Origin of the sequence: Actinacidiphila acididurans, from assembly GCF_016918855.1 — a bacterium.
In the GTDB taxonomy this organism is placed as follows: Bacteria; Actinomycetota; Actinomycetes; order Streptomycetales; family Streptomycetaceae; genus Actinacidiphila; species Actinacidiphila acididurans.
On record NZ_JADKYB010000024.1, the window covers coordinates 73483 to 93320 of the forward strand.

Sequence of the window (19838 nt, forward strand, 5' to 3'; positions counted from 1 at the left end):
AGTTCACGCCATGAATAAGCTCTTCTGGTCCGTCTGGGCGAGGCGAGTCCCTAGGCTGGCCTCGATCACCGCCCGCTTGCGACCCGAGGACGCCCATGCCCCGACTCGCCCTCTCCGACGACTTCGTCACGGACCTCATCGCGCTTCAGAGACCGGTCCAGAAAGAAGTCAACGACGCGATCCAGATGTTCCGGAGCATGACCGTCCCTCAGCTCCATGCCAGCAAGGGCATGCATCTGGAGAAACTCGAGCGGGCGCGCGACTCCCGGATCCGCACGATACGCGTCACCAAGTCCTACCGGGGCGTCCTCCTGGCCCCCGACGACGGAAGCGATCTGTTCACGCTCCTTCGGGTCGCCCCTCATGACGAGGCGATCAACTGGGCCTGCAAGCGCGTCTACTCCGTCAACGGCGCGACCGGAGGTCTGGAGGTGCGAAACGTCGAGGCATTGGAGCAGATGGAGACGTACTTCGAGGCGAAACTCGAAGCGAACGCGGTCACCGCACCTGTCCGCCTCTTCGAAGGGCACTCGGACACCGTGCTGCGCGACCTCGGCATCGACGAGCAGGTCATGCGGCTTGCCCGGGTCTGTGTCACGACCGACGACCTGACGGTCATGGCACCGCCGATGATGCCCGCCGATCAGTACGAGGTCCTGGAGTTCCTGGCTGCCGGTTACTCCGCCGAGGATGTCTGGGAGCAGCTGATCGCGCCGCGGGGACAGACCGTGCGGACGGCGCAGGACCGGCCGACCGTCACGCTCACCGAGGCGGTCCTCAACACGCCGGACCGCATCGTGGAGGTGACGGGGCCCGGAGAGCTGGAGCGGGTCCTCACCGAGGACCTCGCCCGATGGCGGATCTTCCTCCACCCTGCCCAGCGCCGGTTCGCCTACCACGCCGGTTTCAACGGGCCCGCCCAGGTCACCGGTGGCCCCGGCACCGGCAAGACGGTCGTCGCCCTGCACCGTGTCCGGCATCTGCTGCGCACCGGCGATGACGGCGACCGGATCCTGCTCACGACCTTCACCAACGCCATGGCGTCTTCGCTGCGGGACAGCCTGGCGCTCCTGCTCGGCGAAGCCGACGCCCACCTGCTGGACCGTGTCGATGTCACGACGGTGGACTCCCTCGCCGCCCGGGTGATCCGGGAGGCGCGGGGCCGTTCGCTCAAGCCCCTCTCCGCCGCAGCCGAGAAGAGCGCCTGGACCCGAGTCAGTGCACGTGAGGAACTCCCGTGGACAGAGCAGTTCCTGTCCCAGGAGTTCCGCAACGTCGTGCTGGCGCAAGGGCTGCGCACACCCGAGGAGTACCTGCGCTGTGTGCGCAGGGGGCGCGGTACCCAGATCGGGCGGGTGCAGAGGGCGCGACTGTGGCGCGTCATGGAGCGGTTCACGGCAGACCTGGCCGCCCACGATTCGGCCACGTACACACAACTGTGCGACCAGGCCGCCCGGATCCTGGCGGAGGGCAAGCCGCGTTACCGCCACGTCGTCGTGGACGAGGCCCAGGATCTCCATCCGGCCCAGTGGCGGGTGCTGCGGGCCTGCGCGGCGGACCGGGCGGACGACATGTTCATCGTCGGGGACCCGCATCAACGCATCTACGATTCCCGCGTATCACTGCGCTCGCTGGGCATCGACGTCCGCGGGCGCTCGTCCCGGCTCCGCCTCAACTACCGCAGCACGGAGGAGATCCTGCGCTGGTCGGCGGCGCTCCTCGACGGTCAGGCCGTGGGCCGGCTCGGTGAGGACGACGACGATGACGGTGACCGGGACTCACTGCACGGCTACCGTTCCCAACTGCACGGCCGTGTTCCGGCCGTCCGCGGATACGCGAGCCAGGACGAGGAACTGCGGGCGCTGATCGAGCAGATCCGGATCTGGATCGATCAGGACGGCGTCAAACCGTCCGAGGTGGCGGTATGCGCCCGGTTCAACACCCTGGTCGATGCGGTCATCGCACGCTTGCGACGGGAACGCATCCCAGCCGTCGCCGTGAGGGACGATCCAGGGGCCGGTGTGTCCGGCGTGCGTGTTGCCACCATGCACGCGATGAAGGGCCTGGAGTTCCGCTGCGTGGCCGTCGTCGGCGTGACCTCCAGCGTGCTGCCCTTCGCCCCGCAGGTGACGCCGGCCGAGGTGGATCCCGTCCAGCATCAGTCCGACCTGCTCGCCGAGCACTGCCTGCTGTTCGTGGCGTGCACGCGGCCGCGTGACGCACTGGCCATCTCGTGGAGTGGCGAGCGAAGCCGCCTGCTGGACCCGATCACCGCGATCACTGGATGAGGAATGCAGGGGTCCCGCCGCCCGAACCCGAAACCGGGTCGGGACGGCGGGACGTCGGCCGATGCCGGTACCACCGGATCTCCGTCCGGGCCGCGGCTCAGGCGCTCACACCCCTCACACCCCTCACACCCCTCACACGCGGATCTCCCGGACGACCACGGTGTGCGCCTTGTCCTGGGACGCCTCGTACGAGACCTCGTGTCCCACCGGCTGCCACATCAGCGCCTGCCCCAACGGAGAAGAGGGAGACACGATGTCCGCGTCGCCGGTCGGTAGTTCGGCAACCGTGTACAGGGTGTCGCCATCGATCTGTCCGTCGAATTCCAGAACGAGCAGGGCGCCGGGAATTACGAGCGCCGGTACGGCCGTCTCCCGCCCGACGGCGACGGTGTCGAGGAACGACCTCAGGAAGCCGAGCCGCTTCGTACGCCGGTCGCGCTGATCAGCGTCGGTCTTCCGGAGCGAGACGAGGTTCGCCGGGTCCACGCCGTCGGGCGTCACGTCCGGAGCATCGACGGCTGCCTGCAACTCCTGCATCTCGCGGACCAGCCGCTGGAAGGCTGCGGCGGGGATCTCCCGAACCGGCAGCGGGCTTCCGGCGTCCCACGTCGGGACCTGCACGTCCCGCGCCCGGTCCGCCGGGGCCACGGAGGAGTCCTCGGCGGCCGGTACGGATTCGCCTGGCTCCGCAACCGGCGGAACCCCGGTCCGGTCGATCTCGACGGGGACGACGAACTGCTCCCCTTCGTCACCGGCCGGCCGGATGCCCAGCCGCTCCAATTCGGACCACACAGGCGACAGCGCCTGCTCGCGGTCGAGGTGGAACCGGCTGCCGCGAACGCGGACGAAGGTCCAGTCGACGCGCTCCAGGTCGCGCTGCCGGGTGGCGGCCGTGCCCGCGTCCTCGCCGTCCGCGAACGCGTCCCCGTCGCAGGCGATCGCCAGCCTGCGCGTCCCGCCCTCGACGACCAGGTCGATCGTGTGGCGGCCGACACGGTACCCCGGCCGCACGCGGTAACCGCGCGCCGTCAGCTCCAGGTACACCTTCTGCTGGAACAGGCTGTCGAACGCCTCGTGCCGGACATCCGGCAGCACCTCGCTGCCGACCGCCACGATGTCCTCCTCCACGGGCCTGGTGAGCTGATCGAGCCACCGCCGGCGAAGGTCGTTCTCGTGGAACTGCTCGGCGCGTGCGCTGTGGAACACCCACACCTGGTCCTGGGCGCGGGAGGCCGCGACGTTGAGCTGCTGCTCGTACCTCTTTCCGCTGAACCCTCCGGGCACCGTCCCTGCCGCGGTGGTCGCCGAGTTGACGCAGGAGACGAACATGACGTGGCGTTCGTCGCCCTGGAAGTCCTCGGCGTCGCCGACCCGGATACGCCGCTCCTCGCGCTCCTCGTAGTCGAGGCGCTCGGCCAGCAGATTCTCCAGCTCCGCCACATGCCCCTTGCTGGCCCGCAGACTGATGACGCCCATGGTCTTCCCCTCGTACGCGGGGTCGGCGCAGCAGCGCACGACCGCGTCGACGAGTGCCTCGGCCTCGGCGGTGTTGACCAGGCGGGCATCGGCACCGACGGCCTCGCCGTCCGGCACGTACACGGTGCGGACCGGGGGCAGCCGGTCCGCACCGTACTGCCGCAGCGGCTGCAGCCGGCCGTCGTAGCACAGCTCGTTGGAGAAGGAGATGATCTCCGGCATGCACCGGAAGTGCTCCTTGAGCATGAGCGTGCCGCGGCCCGCGGAGAGTGCTTCGGTGAGATCGAAGAAGCTGGACTCCGGGCCGAACAGGCTGCGGACGTCCGGCTCGAGGGAGGTCAGCAGCCGGTCTCTCAGATGGAAGTACTCGTCCTGCTTGAGCCCGACGTTGGCGGGGCTGACCTGCTTGCTGTCGCCGACGACGACCATACGGTCGGCGAGCCAGCTCAGCAGCATGGCCTCCAGACCGGACTGGCTGGCCTCGTCGACGATGACGACGTCGAACAGGCCGGGCCGGTCCATGGGCACGGTCTCCGCGACTTGGTGCAGCGGCATGATCCAGGCCGGCACCGCCGTCTGCGCCTTGCGCAATGCGGCCTGGGCGTCCCGTCGGTAGCGGTGCTGGTACTTGCCCTTCATGCGGCGTGCAGCCTGCTGGTACGCGCTGAGCGCCCTGGACTGGTCGCCGGTGAGCAGCCCGAGGCAGCGGTGCCAGGCGCGCGCGGCGGCAAGCCGGGCGAGCATGATGCGTGCCTCGTCGTCGGCCTCCGTCAACCGCTTGCGCAGGGAGCGCTCGGCCTCCGGATCGGTGAGCCGCTCCATGCGGTCGCGCCAGGCGGACCACGCCCAGGCCTCGGCGAGGAGCGGCAGCCGGGTCTCCCAAGCGGCGTCCTCGGGGGTGTCGCTGATCCGTTCGGCGAGCGCGGGGAAGGCCTGTCGCACGAGCGACAGCGCCGCGTGCTGTTCCGCCCGCAACCGGGCCGCTTCCCGGACCTCGGCGATCTCCTGGCTGAACTCTCGGTACCCGTCCGGGTCCTGAGCGCGAACGGTGTCGAGAGCGCGCCCAACGGCCGGCGACACCCCGGTCCGGTCGTTCCAGACACGCAACAGGTCCTCGGCGTCCGCGATGATCCTGCGCGACTGATCGGCGGCGCGCAGCGTCACCGCCGCGCGCAGCAGGGCGCGTACGGCGTTCTCGACGGAAGGCTCGTGCCAGGCGGCGACGGCCAGCTCCGGCGAGGTGGCCGCGGTGGTGACCACGTCGGTGCGGGCGGCGGCGACGGCGAGCAGGGCTTCGAGTACCGCGGCGTCCTGCCGCAGACGGGCGAGCCTCGGGCCGTGCCCGTGCCAGCGTCCGGCCGGGGTTCCCCACTCGGATTCCACCTGCGCCAGGCGCAGTTCGAGTTGCACGCGGGCAAGGACGACGGCCGCGGTCGCGATGTCTTCCGGAGCCCGCCCGTCGACACGGACGGATTCCACGAACCCGCCGACGGCCTTGGCCAGTTTCGATCGCACACCGAGCGGCCCGCGCAGCTTCTGGCCCTGGCCGAGCCCGTCGTGCAGGGCGGTGGCCTGGCCCAGCGCGGTTGCCGGGTCGTATTCCTCCAGACCGCTGACCATCGCGGTACCCAGCGTGGCGAGCGAGGACTCGACCGCGGCGAGCGCATCGGTGACGGCGGCCTGCCGGCTGCGCGTCTGCCAGTCCTGCCCCGCGGTCACCTCTTTCAGGAGCGCCACGGCCCAGTCCCCGGCCGGGGCGGCGAGGGACGCGGCGCGTGCCCGGGCGGCGGAGAACGCGTCGAGAGCGGTCGACAGCCGTTGCTGTTCCGCTTCTGCCAAGCCGCGTACGGCCGTGTCGTACTCCTGGCTCAGCGGGTCCTGCCGCACCGCCGCGTGCGCTTCCTCCGCCGCGCGGACGACGGAGACGGCTTCCTCGAAAGCACCGGGGCTCGGCAGCTCGGACGGGCCGGGTACCTCAGCGGCCACGGCGCGGTGGTGAGGCGTGTAGGCGCGGGTGGCGTGCAGCAGCCTCAGCGCTTCGTCGGCGCCGAGTACGGGCTGTTCGCCGGGAACCGTGCCGAGCCAGTCGTACGTCCCGGCCTCGGTGGTGAGGCGTTCGGCGATCTCCTGAAGGCTGCCGCTGTAGTCACCGATCTCCGCCTCGAAGCGGTGGGTCTCCTGCTCGCGCAGCACCGCGAGGTCGCGGAGCATGGCGGTCTGGGCGGCCCGCGCCGCGGCCAGCCGTGACTGGAGGGCGCGGATCTCACGCTCCGACGCCTTCGGGTCGTAGCCGGCGTACTCGCTGAGGATCCGCTGGACGGACGCCTCGAGTTCCCGCTGGGCGGCCGCTCCGTCCTCCGTCCGGCTCACGCAGAGGTCGCGGACCGACTCGGGCAGTTTGTCCCGCAGCACGCGAAGGGCGCGCGGGGTGTGGCTGGTGATGAGGACCCGCCGGCCCTGGGCAAGCAGGTCCGTGACCAGGTTGGCGATGGTGTGCGTCTTGCCGGTGCCGGGCGGGCCCTGGACGACGACCAGCCGGTTGGCGCGCAGCCGCTCGGCAATCGTGCGCTGCTCCTCGTTGGCCGGGAGCGCGAAGTACATCTCACCGGTGACATCGCCGGTGGCGCCGTCCTCGGCCGCCGCGAGGCCCGCGGCGGTCAACGCCCCGTCGCGGCCGGCGATGTACCCGAGCAGTTCGGTCGGAGGGGTACCCGCGTCGATCCGGCGGGCAATCGCCTTGAGCGCGTCCACCGTCGATCTGCGCGTCCGCTCGCGCAGGACGAGCCCGGGTGTGAGCCCCACCTGCGGCACGTCGAGGGACCGAGGCCTGACCCGTTCCACGGTCGGCAGATAGCTCCCTGCGCTGTGGGCGGCGTTGACCCAACTGCGCAGGGCGGTGTGCAGGGCTTCGAGGTGCTCGGGATCCGTCACGTCGGAAGCGCCTTCCAGCACCTCGACGATCTTCTCGCGCACCGGGCCGGGGACATGCTGCGCCCCTTCGAGCATGCCCTCTTCCAGCTCCAGACCGGGGCCGGTCGGGTCCGGAGCGGCGGTGAGCGTGCCGGTGGACGGGTCGAGCCGGACCGTGGCCCGATGGGTGACCAGGTGTCGCTCCACCCGCAGACCGCCCGGTGTCTGCCAGGTCAGCCGCCCCAGGCCGAGTACGAGTTCGTACGCCTCGCCGAGGTTGGCAGCGTCTTCGTGCATCTTGTGCAGCCGGTCGTACAGCCTGACGATGGGGTCGATCGCGCGGCGCCGCTCGGCCCAGGCCAGCCATTCCTGTTCCCACGCGGCGTAAAGCTTCTCGATCTTCTCCCGATCAGGGTGCTCGTCGAGCTCGTGGTACGCCTTTTCGAGCGGGATGCCCCGGGTCCAGTCGGGGAGTGCCGGCTCGATACGGCGACGCAGGTGCGGAGGGCGGGTCTGCTTGAAATCCCGCACGCGGGTGTCGTCGACCCAGGGAGCGAGCAGGGGCTCCGGATGAGGGGCGTCCTCGCGCTCGGGGCGGGCGACGGTCAGCCAGGCGGGGTCGTCGGCGTCCAGGGCTCCGTCCAGCATGACCGCGACGCCGGGGTCGTCCGGCAGTTCGTCGAACCACACGGTGCCGGCAGCTCCGTCGAGGGTACGCACGGGGCGGGCCCTCGACTCTTCCGCCTCGGCGAGGAACCGGAAGATCTGCCGCACGCGTGTGGCGTCGGTCTGCTCGCCTGCGCCTTCCGGCCCCGCTTCCGCGAAGGCGTGTGCGGCGCCCACAGGAGTCCCGGAAGGCGCGGCCGAAGCCGTGGTGAAGGTGATGCTCGCGCGGCCGTGCGAGCTCGGGAAGCGGACCTCGATGTCCAGTTCGGCGGTGGTGCCGGCGGGAATGCTGTACGCCCAGGTCACCGACATCCGGCGCCCCGTGCGCAAGGTGCCTTCCAGCTCGTCGTCGAGTACGCCGGCCTTGCTGTCCAGTACCCGGCGGCCGGTCTTTCCGTAGGGCCCGCTGCGCACCAGCAGGGCGATACCGTCGACGTCGACGGGCCGGCCGGTGCCGTTGCTCAGGTACAGAGTGCATCGCACCAGGTCGTCGCCTGGCCGGTACCCGTGGGAACTCCCGGGGTCGGCCAGCTCGTACGGCACGACGTCGTCGACCCTCACATGCAGGCCGTCGTCGTAGTGATGGATGAAACCGACGGGCTGCACACCGTCGTCCATGTCGTTCACGCCCTGGCTCACGCGCCACCCCACCGCTGCTGAGGGCCACTCAGTGGCCGCCTCGGGAATCCGCCCCGGCCACCTCAAGCACGACCACGCAGCGCCCCCCGGCACGACGACTTGAGTGTGAACTGAGCACACGCGCCGAGCGTAGCAGGGAGCGGTGCCGGGGCCGCGCGTTTCACCCTCACCGGCGCGCGACCGCGGAGCGGACCGGAAGCCACCTTCGTCGACCTGCTCAACCGGTACATTCATGGACTGCCGTCCCGGCGCCGAACGGCCGGACGGGCGGCCCAGTCCTGTGCACCCGGCAGGGAAAGCCGGCAGGGAAAGGAAGCGCATGCGCGCCCAGGAAATCACCTTCCTCAAGCTCGTCCAGGGGGAGAAGCAGTTCCAGGTACCGCTCTACCAGCGCACCTACAGCTGGGGTAAGGACCAGCTGAAGCGCCTGTGGGAGGACGTCTGCGAACTCGTCGACCAGCACCTCGCGGGGGATTCCCTGGCCCCGCACTTCCTGGGCTCGGTGGTGCTGGCTCCCGGTCAGATCCAGGCCGGCGGGGTACAGCGGTGGCTGGTGGTGGACGGTCAGCAGCGGTTGACCACGCTGATGCTGGCCTTCACCGCTTTGCGCGACCACCTCAGGGAGATCGGCGATCTGCGCGGCGTGGACAGGGTGCACAAGCAGATACTCGTCAACGAGTACCAGGAGGACCTCGACCACTACCGGCTGCTGCCCACGCAGGCGGACCGCGAGGCGTACAACGCCTGTGTCCAGTCCCGGGCAGAGGCCGGCGGGAGCGACAACATCGGTGCCGCCTATCGGTTCTTCCGGGGCGCGCTCGCCGAGGGGCGGGAGACCGGCGACGAGCGATGGATCGCAACCGTCGAGATCGTCCTCAAGGACCTGCTCTCGATCGTGGAGATCACCGCAGAGTCCGGCGACAACGTCTACCGGATCTTCGAGTCGATCAACAACACCGGTGTCGGGCTCAGCCAGAGCGACCTGCTGCGCAATTACGTGTTCATGCTCCTGCCCAAACGAGGTGAACGGGTCTACCAGGAACTGTGGCTGCCCATGCAGCAGAGCCTCGGCCCGAAGAACCTCGAACTCCTCGTCTGGCTGGACCTGGTGGTCCGCGGCAACCACAAGACGAAGCAGAGCGACATCTACCGGGAACAGCAGAAGCGGCTCCAGCCACTGGCCGGTGACGAGGACGCCCTGCAACACGAGATCACGCAGCTGGCCGAGCGCGGACGGCGGTTCCTCCGCATCGTGGAGCCCGGGCGCGAGCCGTCACCCGCACTCCGCGCGGTCCTGGAACGCCTGGCCTCCTGGGGCGGTCAGACCCACTACCCGCTCGCACTTCACCTGCTGGACCTTGTCGACGCCGGCAGCACGACGCCCGACGACGCGGCGCAGGCGCTGCTGTACGTCGAGTCCTACCTGGTACGGCGACTCATCTGCCAGACGCCGACCACCGGCCTCAACCGGATCTTCATGGAGGCGCCGAAGGAGCTGGAGACGGACCGTGCGGCGGCCGAGGCCGTGCGGAGGTTCCTGTCCGGGCGCCGCCGGCGGTGGCCGAGCGACGAGGAACTGCGCGAGGCGATCCGCAGCAAGCCCTTCTACTGGAGCGGTCGTCCTCCGCAGCGCAGCTACATCCTGCGCCGCCTGGAGGAGAGCTATCGGCCCACGGAGCCCGTCGACTTCGCTAAGGCGTCCCTCACCGTGGAGCACGTCCTGCCGCAGCGCCCGGCGCCGGAGTGGTTCGACCAGCTCGCCGACGAGACCGAGCCCAGCCAGACTCCCCAGGAACTGCACGACCTCTTGGTGCACACGCTCGGCAACCTGACACTGACCGGCGACAACGGCAAGTTGTCGAACCACCCGTTCGAGCGCAAGCAGCAGATCCTCGAATCCAGCGCCTTGCGCATGAACCTGGAGATCGCCTCCGCTCAGCGCTGGGGCAAGGCGGAGATCACGGCCCGCGCCGACCGCCTGGCGCAGCGGGCGGTGGACCTGTGGCCCGGCCCGATCACCGGGGCCAAGCCGAGCGGCGAGGAGTGGCCGGGCTGGGCGGAACTTCGGGCGGCCCTGGTGGCGATGCCCAGCGGCACCTGGACGACGTACGGTGACGTCGCCGAGCTCATCGGCAGCCATCCGGTGCCGGTGGGCACGTACCTCGGCGCCAACCCGACGCTGGTCGGTGCGTATCGGGTCCTCACCGCGGAGGGCCGGATCTCCGCTTCCTTCCGGTGGGCGGACGGCAGCGACCGGCAGCCGCCGCAGGACCTGCTGACGAGTGAGGGAGTGAGGTTCGACTCCGCGGGCCGGGCCCATGACGCGCAGCGCCTGACGGCCGCGGAGCTGGCCACTCTGTTGGGCAGGGACGTGGCCCGGCCCGTTTCCGACGATCCGCTTCCCGAGGGGGAGGACTCGGCGGCTGCCGAGCGCTTCCGCACGCAGTTGCGGGGGCACTGGCCCGAGGCCTTCTCCGGGGTCCTCGCGGCGCTCGACTTCTGGCGTGCCCAGGGCGGCCACATCACCTACGGCCGGCACGAGGAGACCAGTTGCTTTCCCATGCTCGACGCCGGGACGAGCCGGCAGTCCCACCTGCTGTGGCCGGTCGGTATCTACCCGGTGAGCGGGACGGTCGAGGTCGTCTTCCAGTACCTCAAGAGCCGCAGCCCCTTCGACGACACCGAACAGCGCCGCGAGCTCCTGCGGCGCCTCAACGAGATCGACGGCATCGACCTGCCCGAGGCGAAGCTGGAGCTGCGCCCGTCCTTCCCCGTACAGGTCTTCGCGGAACACAGCGATGAGATCTGCCAGGTGCTGGACTGGTTCGTGGGCGTGGCGGCACTGGATCTGGCGCGGCGGGACTGACGACCGAACGAGGCGGCCGGCGAGCAGACAACTCACCTCCGGTGTAGGTTGCATTATTTTTCGGCCATCCATCCGCCGCGTCGGGTCGCTCGACTTTTCCGCGTTGCCTCGACAGGCAGGGAAAGTTAATCAACTCCTCATCTCGTGATGAGCATGAAATCCGCAGGCCCGATGCGGACGCCGGCATCCGCGACGCTCGATCGAAAAAATCCCTCTTGACTGGCAATCATGGAAGCTCGTAGCGTTCTTCCTCGTGCGGGACGACAGTGCCCAGCACGCTCGCGACGGGGGCGCGTGGGGGGTTTCTCATGAGCGGTGCTCATGTTTCTGTACTTCCGCTTTCCAGGTGCGTCGCGTCGCGTCCTCATCCACTCGTGATTCCTCGACCGTAGCGATTTCGGCGGTCTCCCGAGCCTGTCGGCTATGCCTTTCCGTGCATCTTTCGCGGACTTCAGCAAGGGAAAGAGTGTGAATGCGATCACGTTTGCCCGCAGTAATCAGTAGTGTTCTTCGATTGACGATCGTGGGAGCGGTGCTCCTCGCGTCGGCCGCCGCCTGGGCCCTGGCCGCCCCCGTGTCCGCGTCCGCCGCCCCGGCGTCGGCGCAGGCCGCCGGGACGACCGGCCAGCTGAACGCGCCGCAGGCACCCCTGCTGCCCGCACAGGAGACCCTCTTCACCTCCAACACCGTGATCGGCGGCCGGAGTTACGCCTGCTTCCGGGTACCCTCCGTGGTCCGTGCCAACGACGGCACTCTGCTCGCCTTCGCCGAGGGCCGACTCACTGGCGGCGACTGCGCGGACACCAAGGAAATGGACATCGTGCTGCGCCGCTCCACCGACGGCGGCACGACGTGGCTGCCCCCGCAGATCGTCGCCCGCGGCCTGCCGACAGACACGGCAGGCACACACACTCCCGCGATCGACATGGAGCCGACGCCGATCGTCGACGCCACGGTCGGCAGCGGCGCCGGCCAGGTCGTCCTGCTCTACAACGTACGACAGCTCGCGAGTGACGGGACCATCAACAACCCCGCCGGCGGCGTGTTTCCGATCAAAACCCATGTGCTGGTCAGCTCCGACGACGGCGCCGGCTGGAGCGGTGACCAGGACATCTCCGCGCAGGTCAACCCGACCGGTGTCGGGTTCTTCGTCAGCGGTCCGGGGCACGGCATCCAACTGCGGCACGGCGACTGCGCCGGCTGGCTGGTCGCCCCCACGTACGAGAGCGTGCCTGTCCCGAACCAGACGAACGTCTTCGGCCATGTGGCCGCCGCCCTCTACCGCGACACCAATGGCGTCTGGCATCGAGGTGCCTCCACCCCCAACGACCTCACCGCCCAGTACGCGGGTGAGCCGAGCATCGCGGAACTCTCCGACGGGCGGCTGCTCATGACCGCCCGTAACAACAAGGTCAACACCGCCGCCGGTGACGCCGCGGGGGACAACCGGCTCACCTTCGTCAGCACGAACTGCGGCGCGTCCTGGCAGCCCCTGACCGGCGCGTCCGCACTGCCGGGCGCCACCGTCTTCGCCCCGGTGCTGGCCGCCGCCGACGCCGCCGACGGCGACGCCTACCACCAGCTCGTCATCACCCAGCCCGTCTACCACGACCCCTCCGCGACCAACCTCCAGGGCACCCTGATCATGCGTTCGTCCTTCGACGACGGCCTCACCTGGCAGACCCCCGACCAGGGGCTCGTCATCGCCAAGGCCGGCGCGGGCTACTCCGATCTCACCCGCACCGCGGGGGGCGGGATCGGCGTCCTCTATGAGGCCGGCCCCGACCCGTCCAAGATCAGCGGCCCCCCGGCGTCCAGCCGCACCACGGTCCGGTTCACGGTCGTCTCCTCCGGGCAGAGCGTGATCACCGGGCCCGTGACCGGCGCGCGCACGCCCGACACCGCGGCCGGCGGCAACGCGGCCGTGCTGCGCGGCGGGGCCAAGCTGACCGCCGGGCGGTTCGGCCGGGCCGTGACCTTCACCCCGAACTCCGCGGGCGCCACCGGTTGGGTCGACGTGACCCCCAGCCCCGCGTACGCCCGGATCGACGGGGACTTCACGGTCGCCGCCGACTTCAAGTACAACGCCACCGATGGGCTGCGCCCGATCATCTGGGGCTTCGGTGTCGGCGCGGGCCTTCCGCAACTGTGGGTGCGAGGCGACCCCGCCAACCACCGGATCTCCGCGGACGCGACGACGAGCTCGGGCAGCACCACGCTCAACACCACGCAGGCGTACAACGACAACACCTGGCACCACGTGGCCTTCCAGCGGTCCGGCAGCCAGTTGCTGTTGTGGATCGACGGCGTCCAGGTGGCCTCCGGCGCCGCTCCCTCCGGGGCGATCTCGCCCTCCCGCCCGCAGCCGCTGGAGATCGGCAACCGGATCGACGGCGCCCAGCCCTACGCGGGATCCATCGACGACGTGGTGCTCTACGACCGCGCGCTGAGCGCCCAGGAGATCACCGCCGCGGCGAACAGCGGCACCTACTCCGGCGTCGGCCCGCTACTGCACCTGCCGTTCGACAGCGGCGTTCCCGACCCGCGCTCCTGGGGCGACATCGACGGTGACGGCCGGCTCGACGTCCTGGGCCGCACGACGGTCGGCGACCTGCGCTACTTCCCGACGGTGGGCGACGTGACGGCCGGCTCGCCCGGCGACGTCTCCCTCCAGAACCCCACCGCCGCCGGGACCGGCTTCGACACGTCCTTCCACCCCGCCCGCGGCGACTTCAACAACGACGGGATCGGCGACCTGATCGCGAAGGACAACCAGAACCGGCTCGAGTTCTGGCTCGGGCAGGGTGACGGCTCCTTCTCGCCGCCGGTCGTGCTGCTCCCCGGCACCTCGTTCCAGGACGTCATGGCCGTCTCCGGCGGCGACTTCAACAACGACGGCCTCACCGACATCCTGGGGCTCGGCTACGACGGCTCCCTGTGGTGGTGGCCCAGCAATGGCGACCGCACCTTCGGAGCCCGGCAGAACCTGGTGCCCGGGACCGCGTTCGCGGGATACCAGGCCGTACCGACCGGGGACTTCAACGGCGACGGCCGGACGGACGTGGCGGGCGTCGACGCGAGCGGCACTCTGTGGTGGTGGGCCGGTGACGGCAACGGCGGGCTGTCGACCGCCCAGCAGCTCGCGCCGGGCACGTCCTTCGCCGCCTACGGGCACACGTTCACCGCGGACGTGAATGGCGACGGGGCGACCGACTTCGTCGGGCTCGACTCCTCCGGCGTCGCCCACTGGTGGCCCGGCGACGGCAACGGACATGTCTCCGGCACGGCCCGCACCCTCTCCGTCCTCTCTCAGGACAGTACCCCGGCCGCCACGCTGGGCGGAGACACCTACACCTTCTGAGCCACCTTCCGAGTCACTTTCCGAACCCGCTTTCCGGGTCGTGCCTTTGAAGAGCCGGCTCCCGGGCCCGCACGGGCCCGGGAGCCCGCTCGCCGCACGGCACCCCGGATCTTGAAGAGCAGGGAGAGGGCAACTACCTTCGTCAACGGCGCACTTGGGGAAGTGCGCGACCAATGGGGGGCGCGGGGACCGGGGGGCCTCCGGCGGCGTGCCCCCGTATGAGCCTGGGGGGTTTCATGCGATTCAAGAAGGGCGCGGTCAGCATGGCCGCGGCGGTACTGGCGGGGGCGGCCTTCACCGTGTTGCCGGCCATGCCTGCGGCGGCGAGCACACCCACTCCGTCGCCCCGCATTCTGCTGGACGAACAGAACCAGCACGTCTACCTCAGCACCGAGGGCCAGCTGCCCTACGTCGAGGTCTTCGACCTGGACGGCAACCGCGTGGGCACGATAGACGACCAGCCCAGCGCCAGCGGGATGGCCCTTTCGCCCGACGGCAGCACGCTGTACATCGCGCACGCCGAACTCGGCACGATCTCCGCGGTCAGCACCGCTACTCTGCAGCAGACCGCGCTGTACCAGACGGGCGTCGACACGGAGCGCCTGGCGTTCACGGGAGGCCGGTTGTGGTTCGGCTTCAACCTGCTCGACCACAGTGACGCCGGTATCGGCTCCGTGGACCTGCAGGCACAGACTCCCACCGTGAGCCTTGATCCGGATTGGCAGTGGCTGGGCGACGCTCCGAATGTGCTGGCCGACCCCGCGGACCCCAATGTCCTGGTCGTCACCAGCGCGTTCCACGGCGGGGGGCTCGGTGTCTACGACGTCTCCACGACCACCGCGGTGAAGACCGACTCGTATACGGACGCAGACAACACTTACGACGCGGTGGTCACCAGCGACGGCGAGGACGTGGTCGTCACGATGGCGGGGGAAGCGAAGGTCCAGTTCTTCCGGATCGCCGACCTGCAACCCGACCGTCCGGCCACTCCCGTGAGCAACGTTGCGGAGGCGGTGGCCGTTGCTCCGGACGGCGCCGTGGCGGCCGGCTACTGGAACTACCCGTATCAGGGCGCGGTCGGGATGTCCGTGGTCGTACCCGGCGAGTCCGCGCCGCGGCGAACCTTGGCGGCGCCGGTCAACGCAGGCGGTCTGGCATGGTCCTCGGACGGATCGCGGCTGTACGCGGCCTCCGGGGGCTGGTCACCTTCGGGTACCACCGACCCGGTACTCAACGTCATCCACAACCCCGAGCAGGTCGACACCACGATGACCCTGACGGCCCCGGCCGGCGCGGAAGTGGGGACGCCGTTCTCGGTCGAAGGGGCTCTGGCGTCGACGCAAGCGTTCGCGGCCGGGCAGACCGTGCACGTGACGCGCACCGACGCGGCGGACCCGGACGGCACGGCGCTGCCGGACGCGGCGGTGGGCGCCGACGGCACGTTCTCCTTCACCGACACGGCGACCGCCGGGGGCGACGTCTCCTACCAGGTCTCCTACGACGGTGACCGGGACCACACCTCGGCGCGGCAGTCGGCGTCGTTGACGGTCACGAAGCCCGCGAAGGCCGACACCACGCTGTGGCTGGAGTTCGAGAACCGCGCCAAGGTGGGCGCGAAGCTCAAGATGGACGGCAGGCTCACCTCGGCGACGTCCATCCCCGTGGGCGCCACCGTCACCATCACCCGACAGGACAGCACCGGGCCGGGCGCGGCACTCGTCGGCACCCGGAAGGTCGCCGCCGACGGCACGTTCCAGATCGCCGACGTCCCCTTCGTGGCCGGTCCGGCTGTCTACACCGTCACCTACGCGGGAGACGACACGTACAACGGAAGCACGGTGTCGGCCACGGTCCAGGTGCTCCCGTAACGGGCCTGGGCAGTTCAAGAGCAGCTACAGCGGATCCGGGGGCGGCGACTGCGTGGAGGTGGCCGTCGGTCCGGAGGCCGTGTACGTACGGGACTCGAAGGCGGCGGGCGAGGGGCCCGTACCGCGGGTCAGTCGCGAGGAGCGGGTGGCGTTCGTGTCCTTCGCCGCTGATGGCGCCGGCTTGGATGTCTGAGCGCTGAGAGGGGGCCGGTCCGCGTACTTGCGGTGACGCGGACCGGCTCCCCTTTGTCATGCCGTGGGTTCAGAAGAGGGCGCCCTGTACCGACGTCAGCCGGTAGCGGTCGCGAAGCACTATTCCCGGTGTGAATTCCCGCATTTCTCCCGTCCTCCACACTACCCACACAGTGAGCTCGCACTTTTGTTCTGTGAACAGAGTCAATGAGCGTAGTAGCCTTCCATGCAATACGGCTGCTGGGACGCCGACCAGCCCAACCGGTTCCGCACCTCGGAGACGCTTCGATGAGTACACCCGACGCCGTGCCCGTCAGCCTGGCGGAGATCGCCCGGATCGCCGGTGTGGGGCGCGCCGCGGTGAGCAACTGGCGCCGCCGCCATCACACGTTTCCCGCGCGTATCGGCGGCACCGATGTCAGCCCGCAGTTCTCACTCGCAGAGGTCGAGCTGTGGCTGAGGGACAACGGGAAACTCAGGGACGTCGGCCGCCGTGAGTTCCTCTGGCCGCGGTTCGAGGCGCTCGGCAGCAGGGACGAGTCGGGGCTGGCCGTCGCGGAGGCGGCCCGCCGGATGCGATCCCCCCGGGCTCGGATATCACATCCTGAGCTTTCCCGGGAAGCACGCACGCTGGTGGGCGAGGCGGCGCGGCTGGGGCGTCGTGAGGGCCCGCGCGAGACTTTCGAGTTCCTCCTGCAGCGGTGGCTCGAGACACACGTGCGGCAGCTCAGCACCACCCCCGCACAACTCGCCGCGCTGATGGCGCGGATCGCTCTCACCGTCCGTCTCGGCCACGGCGAAGGAGGACTGATCGTCTTCGATCCCGCCTGCGGCACCGGCCATCTGCTCGCCGCTGCGGCACACGAGTCCGGCGGTTCGGGAGCGACCCTGCTGGCATGCGAGCGGGACCCGGCCCTTGCCGCACTGGCCGCTGCCCGGCTGGGCTTCGTCACCCAGGAACTGGACGTCCGGTCGGAGATCGCCACGACCGACGCTCTGCGCGAGGACCCGTTCGCCGGAGCGCGGGTGGCCGACATCGCGCTCTGCAACCCGCCGTTCAACGAACGCGACTGGGGCTACGAGGAACTCGCCACCGACCGGCGCTGGACACATGGACTGCCACCGCGGACCGAGCCGGAACTGGCCTGGGTCCAGCACCTGCTCTCGCACCTCAGGCCCGGCGGGGCGGCCGTCGTCGTCCTTCCGCCCGCTGTCGCGTCCCGCAAGGCCGGCCGCCGCATCCGGGGCTCCCTGCTCCGTACCGGCGCGCTGCGAGCCGTCGTGGCCCTGCCTCCCGGCAGCGCACAACCGCACAGCGTCTCTCTCCAACTGTGGGTCCTTCGGGCGGCCGCGGACGGCCCCGGCGCCGTACCGTCCAGCCAGGACGCGCTGCTCGTGGACGCCGCACGCTTCGCAAGGACCGGCGCGCGGGAGCCGGGACCCGACTGGGACGCCCTCGGCTCTTTCGTTCTCTCCGCCGTGGCAGTCCTCGACCGTCCGGACGACGATCCGCCGGAGCACGCCGTACGCGTCTCCCTGCTCGACCTCCTGGACGACGAGGTGGACGTCACTCCGGGGCGCTACACGGCATCGGGTACGGAGTCCTCCGGGTCCGAACTCGCGGCGGGCTGCCGGGAGCTGAGTGCTCACCTGGCCGATCTGGCCGGCCGGGCCCAGTACCTGTCCGAGCTCGGCTTCGAGGCCGAGGCGGTGCGGACCACGGCCACCGTGGGGGATCTCGTCAAGGCCGGTGCCCTGACGCTGCGCGCCGGTCAGCAACCGCTCGAGATCACGCCACCGGTCCGTGAGCCTGCCGTGCCGCTCCTCACGGTCGCAGACCTGCTGACGGACGGCGTTCCCACCGGGCTGCTCCGCGCCGACTCGGCACAGGCCGTCGCCGAGGAAGGCGATGTCGTGGTCGCCGGCGTGGTTCGGGCCTTCCGGGCGTGGGTGCACGAAGGGCCGCCGATGGCCCTGGGCCCCCAGCTTTACACCCTTCGGGTGGACCCGGAGAGGCTCGACGCCCATTTTCTCGCCGGATGTCTCCGTGCGCCCGCCAACGGACGCCAGGCGGGCACCCACGCATCCAGCTCGTCCCGGGTCGACGTCCGGCGCTTGCAGGTGCTTCAGCTCCCCTTGGCCGAGCAACTGGCGTACGCCGAGACGTTCCGTCGCCTCAGGTCCTTCGAAGCGCTCCTCGGCAGGACCGACACCCTTGCCAAAGTGTTGGTCGGCGACATGAGCGACCGTCTCGCCGCGGGTGGGCTGACCACCTGACGGGGCGCCCGCGGCCACGGCGCCCGGACGGTCAGGGTCCTCCGGGCGGCGGAGTCGCCCTTACCGGGGGTGGGGCGGCGACGGGACCTCCGGGTGACGTGGTCTCCGGGTGGCGGGCCAGGTTCAGGAGGAGGAGGGCGCAGAGGGTGGCTCCTGCGGCGACCGCCGCGAGGACCGTGCCGACCGCGAGGTGTTCGAAGAGGACGCCGGCGACCGCGTAGGCGATCGGGCTCGCGACGAAGACGGCGGCGCCGAAGACCGGGACCACGTGGGGGCGCAGGTGTTCCGGGGGGCGCAGCATCAGCAGGGCGGCGGCGGGCGCGGTGACCGCGGGCAGGAACATGCAGGCGGCGGCGACCGTCAGGCCGGCGGTGGCGGCGGGTTGGTGCCAGGGGAGCAGCCAGAGCACGATGGCCGCGCCGACGCCGCCGTACGCCGCGAAACGGGTGGGCGGGATCCGGCGCGCGAGCCGGGCGACCACCACGGTGCCCAGCGCGGTGCCGCCGCCCCACGCGGCCAGCAGCCAGCCGGCCACGTGGGGGTTGGCGTCGTAGCGGCTCCTGGCCATGACCGGCAGGGCGAGCAGCACGACGGGCATGAGTGTGCCGTAGCCGAGGGCGGCGAGCGCCATCGTCCGCAGCACCCGGTCGCGGAGGAGGTAGCGCACGCCCTCCGCCATGCGGTTCGCCGACAACGGCTCCGGCGTACGCTCGTGGCGCGGCAGGCCGGTCAGCAGCGCGGCCGACACCGCGAACGAGGCCGCGTCGGCCCACAGGACGTTCAGCGGTCCGGCCCCGGCGATCAGGAAACCGGCGATCGCGGGGCCGACCAGCCGCGCCGACGAGGTCGCCGTCTCGAACATGGCGTTGCCCGCCGTGACGGCGCCCTCGTCCGAGCCGATGGTCTCGGTCAGCAGCATGCGCTGTGCGGACAGGTACCCCGACGCGACGCAGCCGACGAGGGCCACGACGGTCAGCAGCGCCCAGAACGGCAGCGCGCCCGCGAGGTACAGCGTGGGCACCGAAGCCGTCAGCACGGTGTCGACCAGGTCCCCGACGATCGTGACGCGGCGGGCACCCCACCGGGCCACGAGCAGTCCGGCGGGCATGCCCAGCAGCGGCACCGGCAGGATCTGGATGACGAACACCAGCCCCATCCGCGCCGGCGACCCGCTGGTCGTCAGGACGAACCACGGCAGCGCCAGCGTGGTCATCTGGGTGCCGACCGAGGAGATGAACTCCGCGGCGACGACCCTGCGGAACTGCCAGCTCCGCAGGGGCGATCGTTGCACCGTC

Annotated in this window: 7 protein-coding genes and 1 pseudogene; 6 read left to right on the forward strand and 2 right to left on the reverse strand. The window is 70.5% G+C overall.

Annotation, left to right across the window (positions count from 1 at the left end; all coding sequences use genetic code 11):
• Nucleotides 1-95 precede the first annotated feature (95 nt).
• Nucleotides 96-2288, forward strand: coding sequence for a UvrD-helicase domain-containing protein (locus tag ITX44_RS33160; RefSeq protein WP_205362209.1), 2193 nt, complete (start codon nt 96-98; stop codon nt 2286-2288).
• 132 nt (nt 2289-2420) lie between these two features.
• Here the strand turns inward: ITX44_RS33160 and ITX44_RS33165 are convergent, their stop codons facing one another.
• Entirely contained in the window at nt 2421-7979 is a 5559-nt protein-coding gene (locus ITX44_RS33165; protein ID WP_205362211.1) for a PDDEXK-like endonuclease domain-containing protein, read from the reverse strand.
• A gap of 319 nt (nt 7980-8298) precedes the next feature.
• Here ITX44_RS33165 and ITX44_RS33170 point away from each other — a divergent pair, with 319 nt between their 5' ends.
• From ITX44_RS33170 to ITX44_RS33190, 5 genes and pseudogenes are all read left to right on the forward strand, one after another.
• A complete protein-coding gene (locus tag ITX44_RS33170; RefSeq protein WP_205362212.1) occupies nt 8299-10845 on the forward strand; it encodes a GmrSD restriction endonuclease domain-containing protein in 2547 nt (848 codons plus the stop codon).
• Nucleotides 10846-11368: 523 nt separating this feature from the next.
• A complete protein-coding gene (locus ITX44_RS33175) occupies nt 11369-14206 on the forward strand; it encodes an FG-GAP-like repeat-containing protein (protein WP_307795612.1) in 2838 nt (945 codons plus the stop codon).
• 236 nt (nt 14207-14442) lie between these two features.
• A complete protein-coding gene (locus ITX44_RS33180) occupies nt 14443-16074 on the forward strand; it encodes a YncE family protein (protein WP_205362217.1) in 1632 nt (543 codons plus the stop codon).
• Between the two features lie 13 nt (nt 16075-16087).
• Nucleotides 16088-16267, forward strand: a pseudogene (locus ITX44_RS33185) (DUF397 domain-containing protein); the annotation flags it as partial.
• A gap of 287 nt (nt 16268-16554) precedes the next feature.
• Nucleotides 16555-18543: an N-6 DNA methylase gene (locus ITX44_RS33190; RefSeq protein ID WP_205362219.1), complete on the forward strand. Its 1989-nt coding sequence runs from the start codon at nt 16555-16557 to the stop codon at nt 18541-18543.
• A gap of 31 nt (nt 18544-18574) precedes the next feature.
• Here ITX44_RS33190 and ITX44_RS33195 read toward each other — a convergent pair whose 3' ends face one another.
• A complete protein-coding gene (locus ITX44_RS33195) occupies nt 18575-19834 on the reverse strand; it encodes an MFS transporter (protein ID WP_307795606.1) in 1260 nt (419 codons plus the stop codon).
• Between the last annotated feature and the right edge of the window lie 4 nt (nt 19835-19838).

What these genes read in the sequence shown, in the direction of transcription:
- ITX44_RS33160 (WP_205362209.1), top strand. Translation starts at nt 96, where the DNA reads ATGCCCCGACTCGCCCTCTCCGACGACTTCGTCACGGACCTCATCGCG.
- ITX44_RS33170 (WP_205362212.1), top strand. Translation starts at nt 8,299, where the DNA reads ATGCGCGCCCAGGAAATCACCTTCCTCAAGCTCGTCCAGGGGGAGAAG.
- ITX44_RS33180 (WP_205362217.1), top strand. Translation starts at nt 14,443, where the DNA reads ATGCGATTCAAGAAGGGCGCGGTCAGCATGGCCGCGGCGGTACTGGCG.
- ITX44_RS33190 (WP_205362219.1), top strand. Translation starts at nt 16,555, where the DNA reads ATGAGTACACCCGACGCCGTGCCCGTCAGCCTGGCGGAGATCGCCCGG.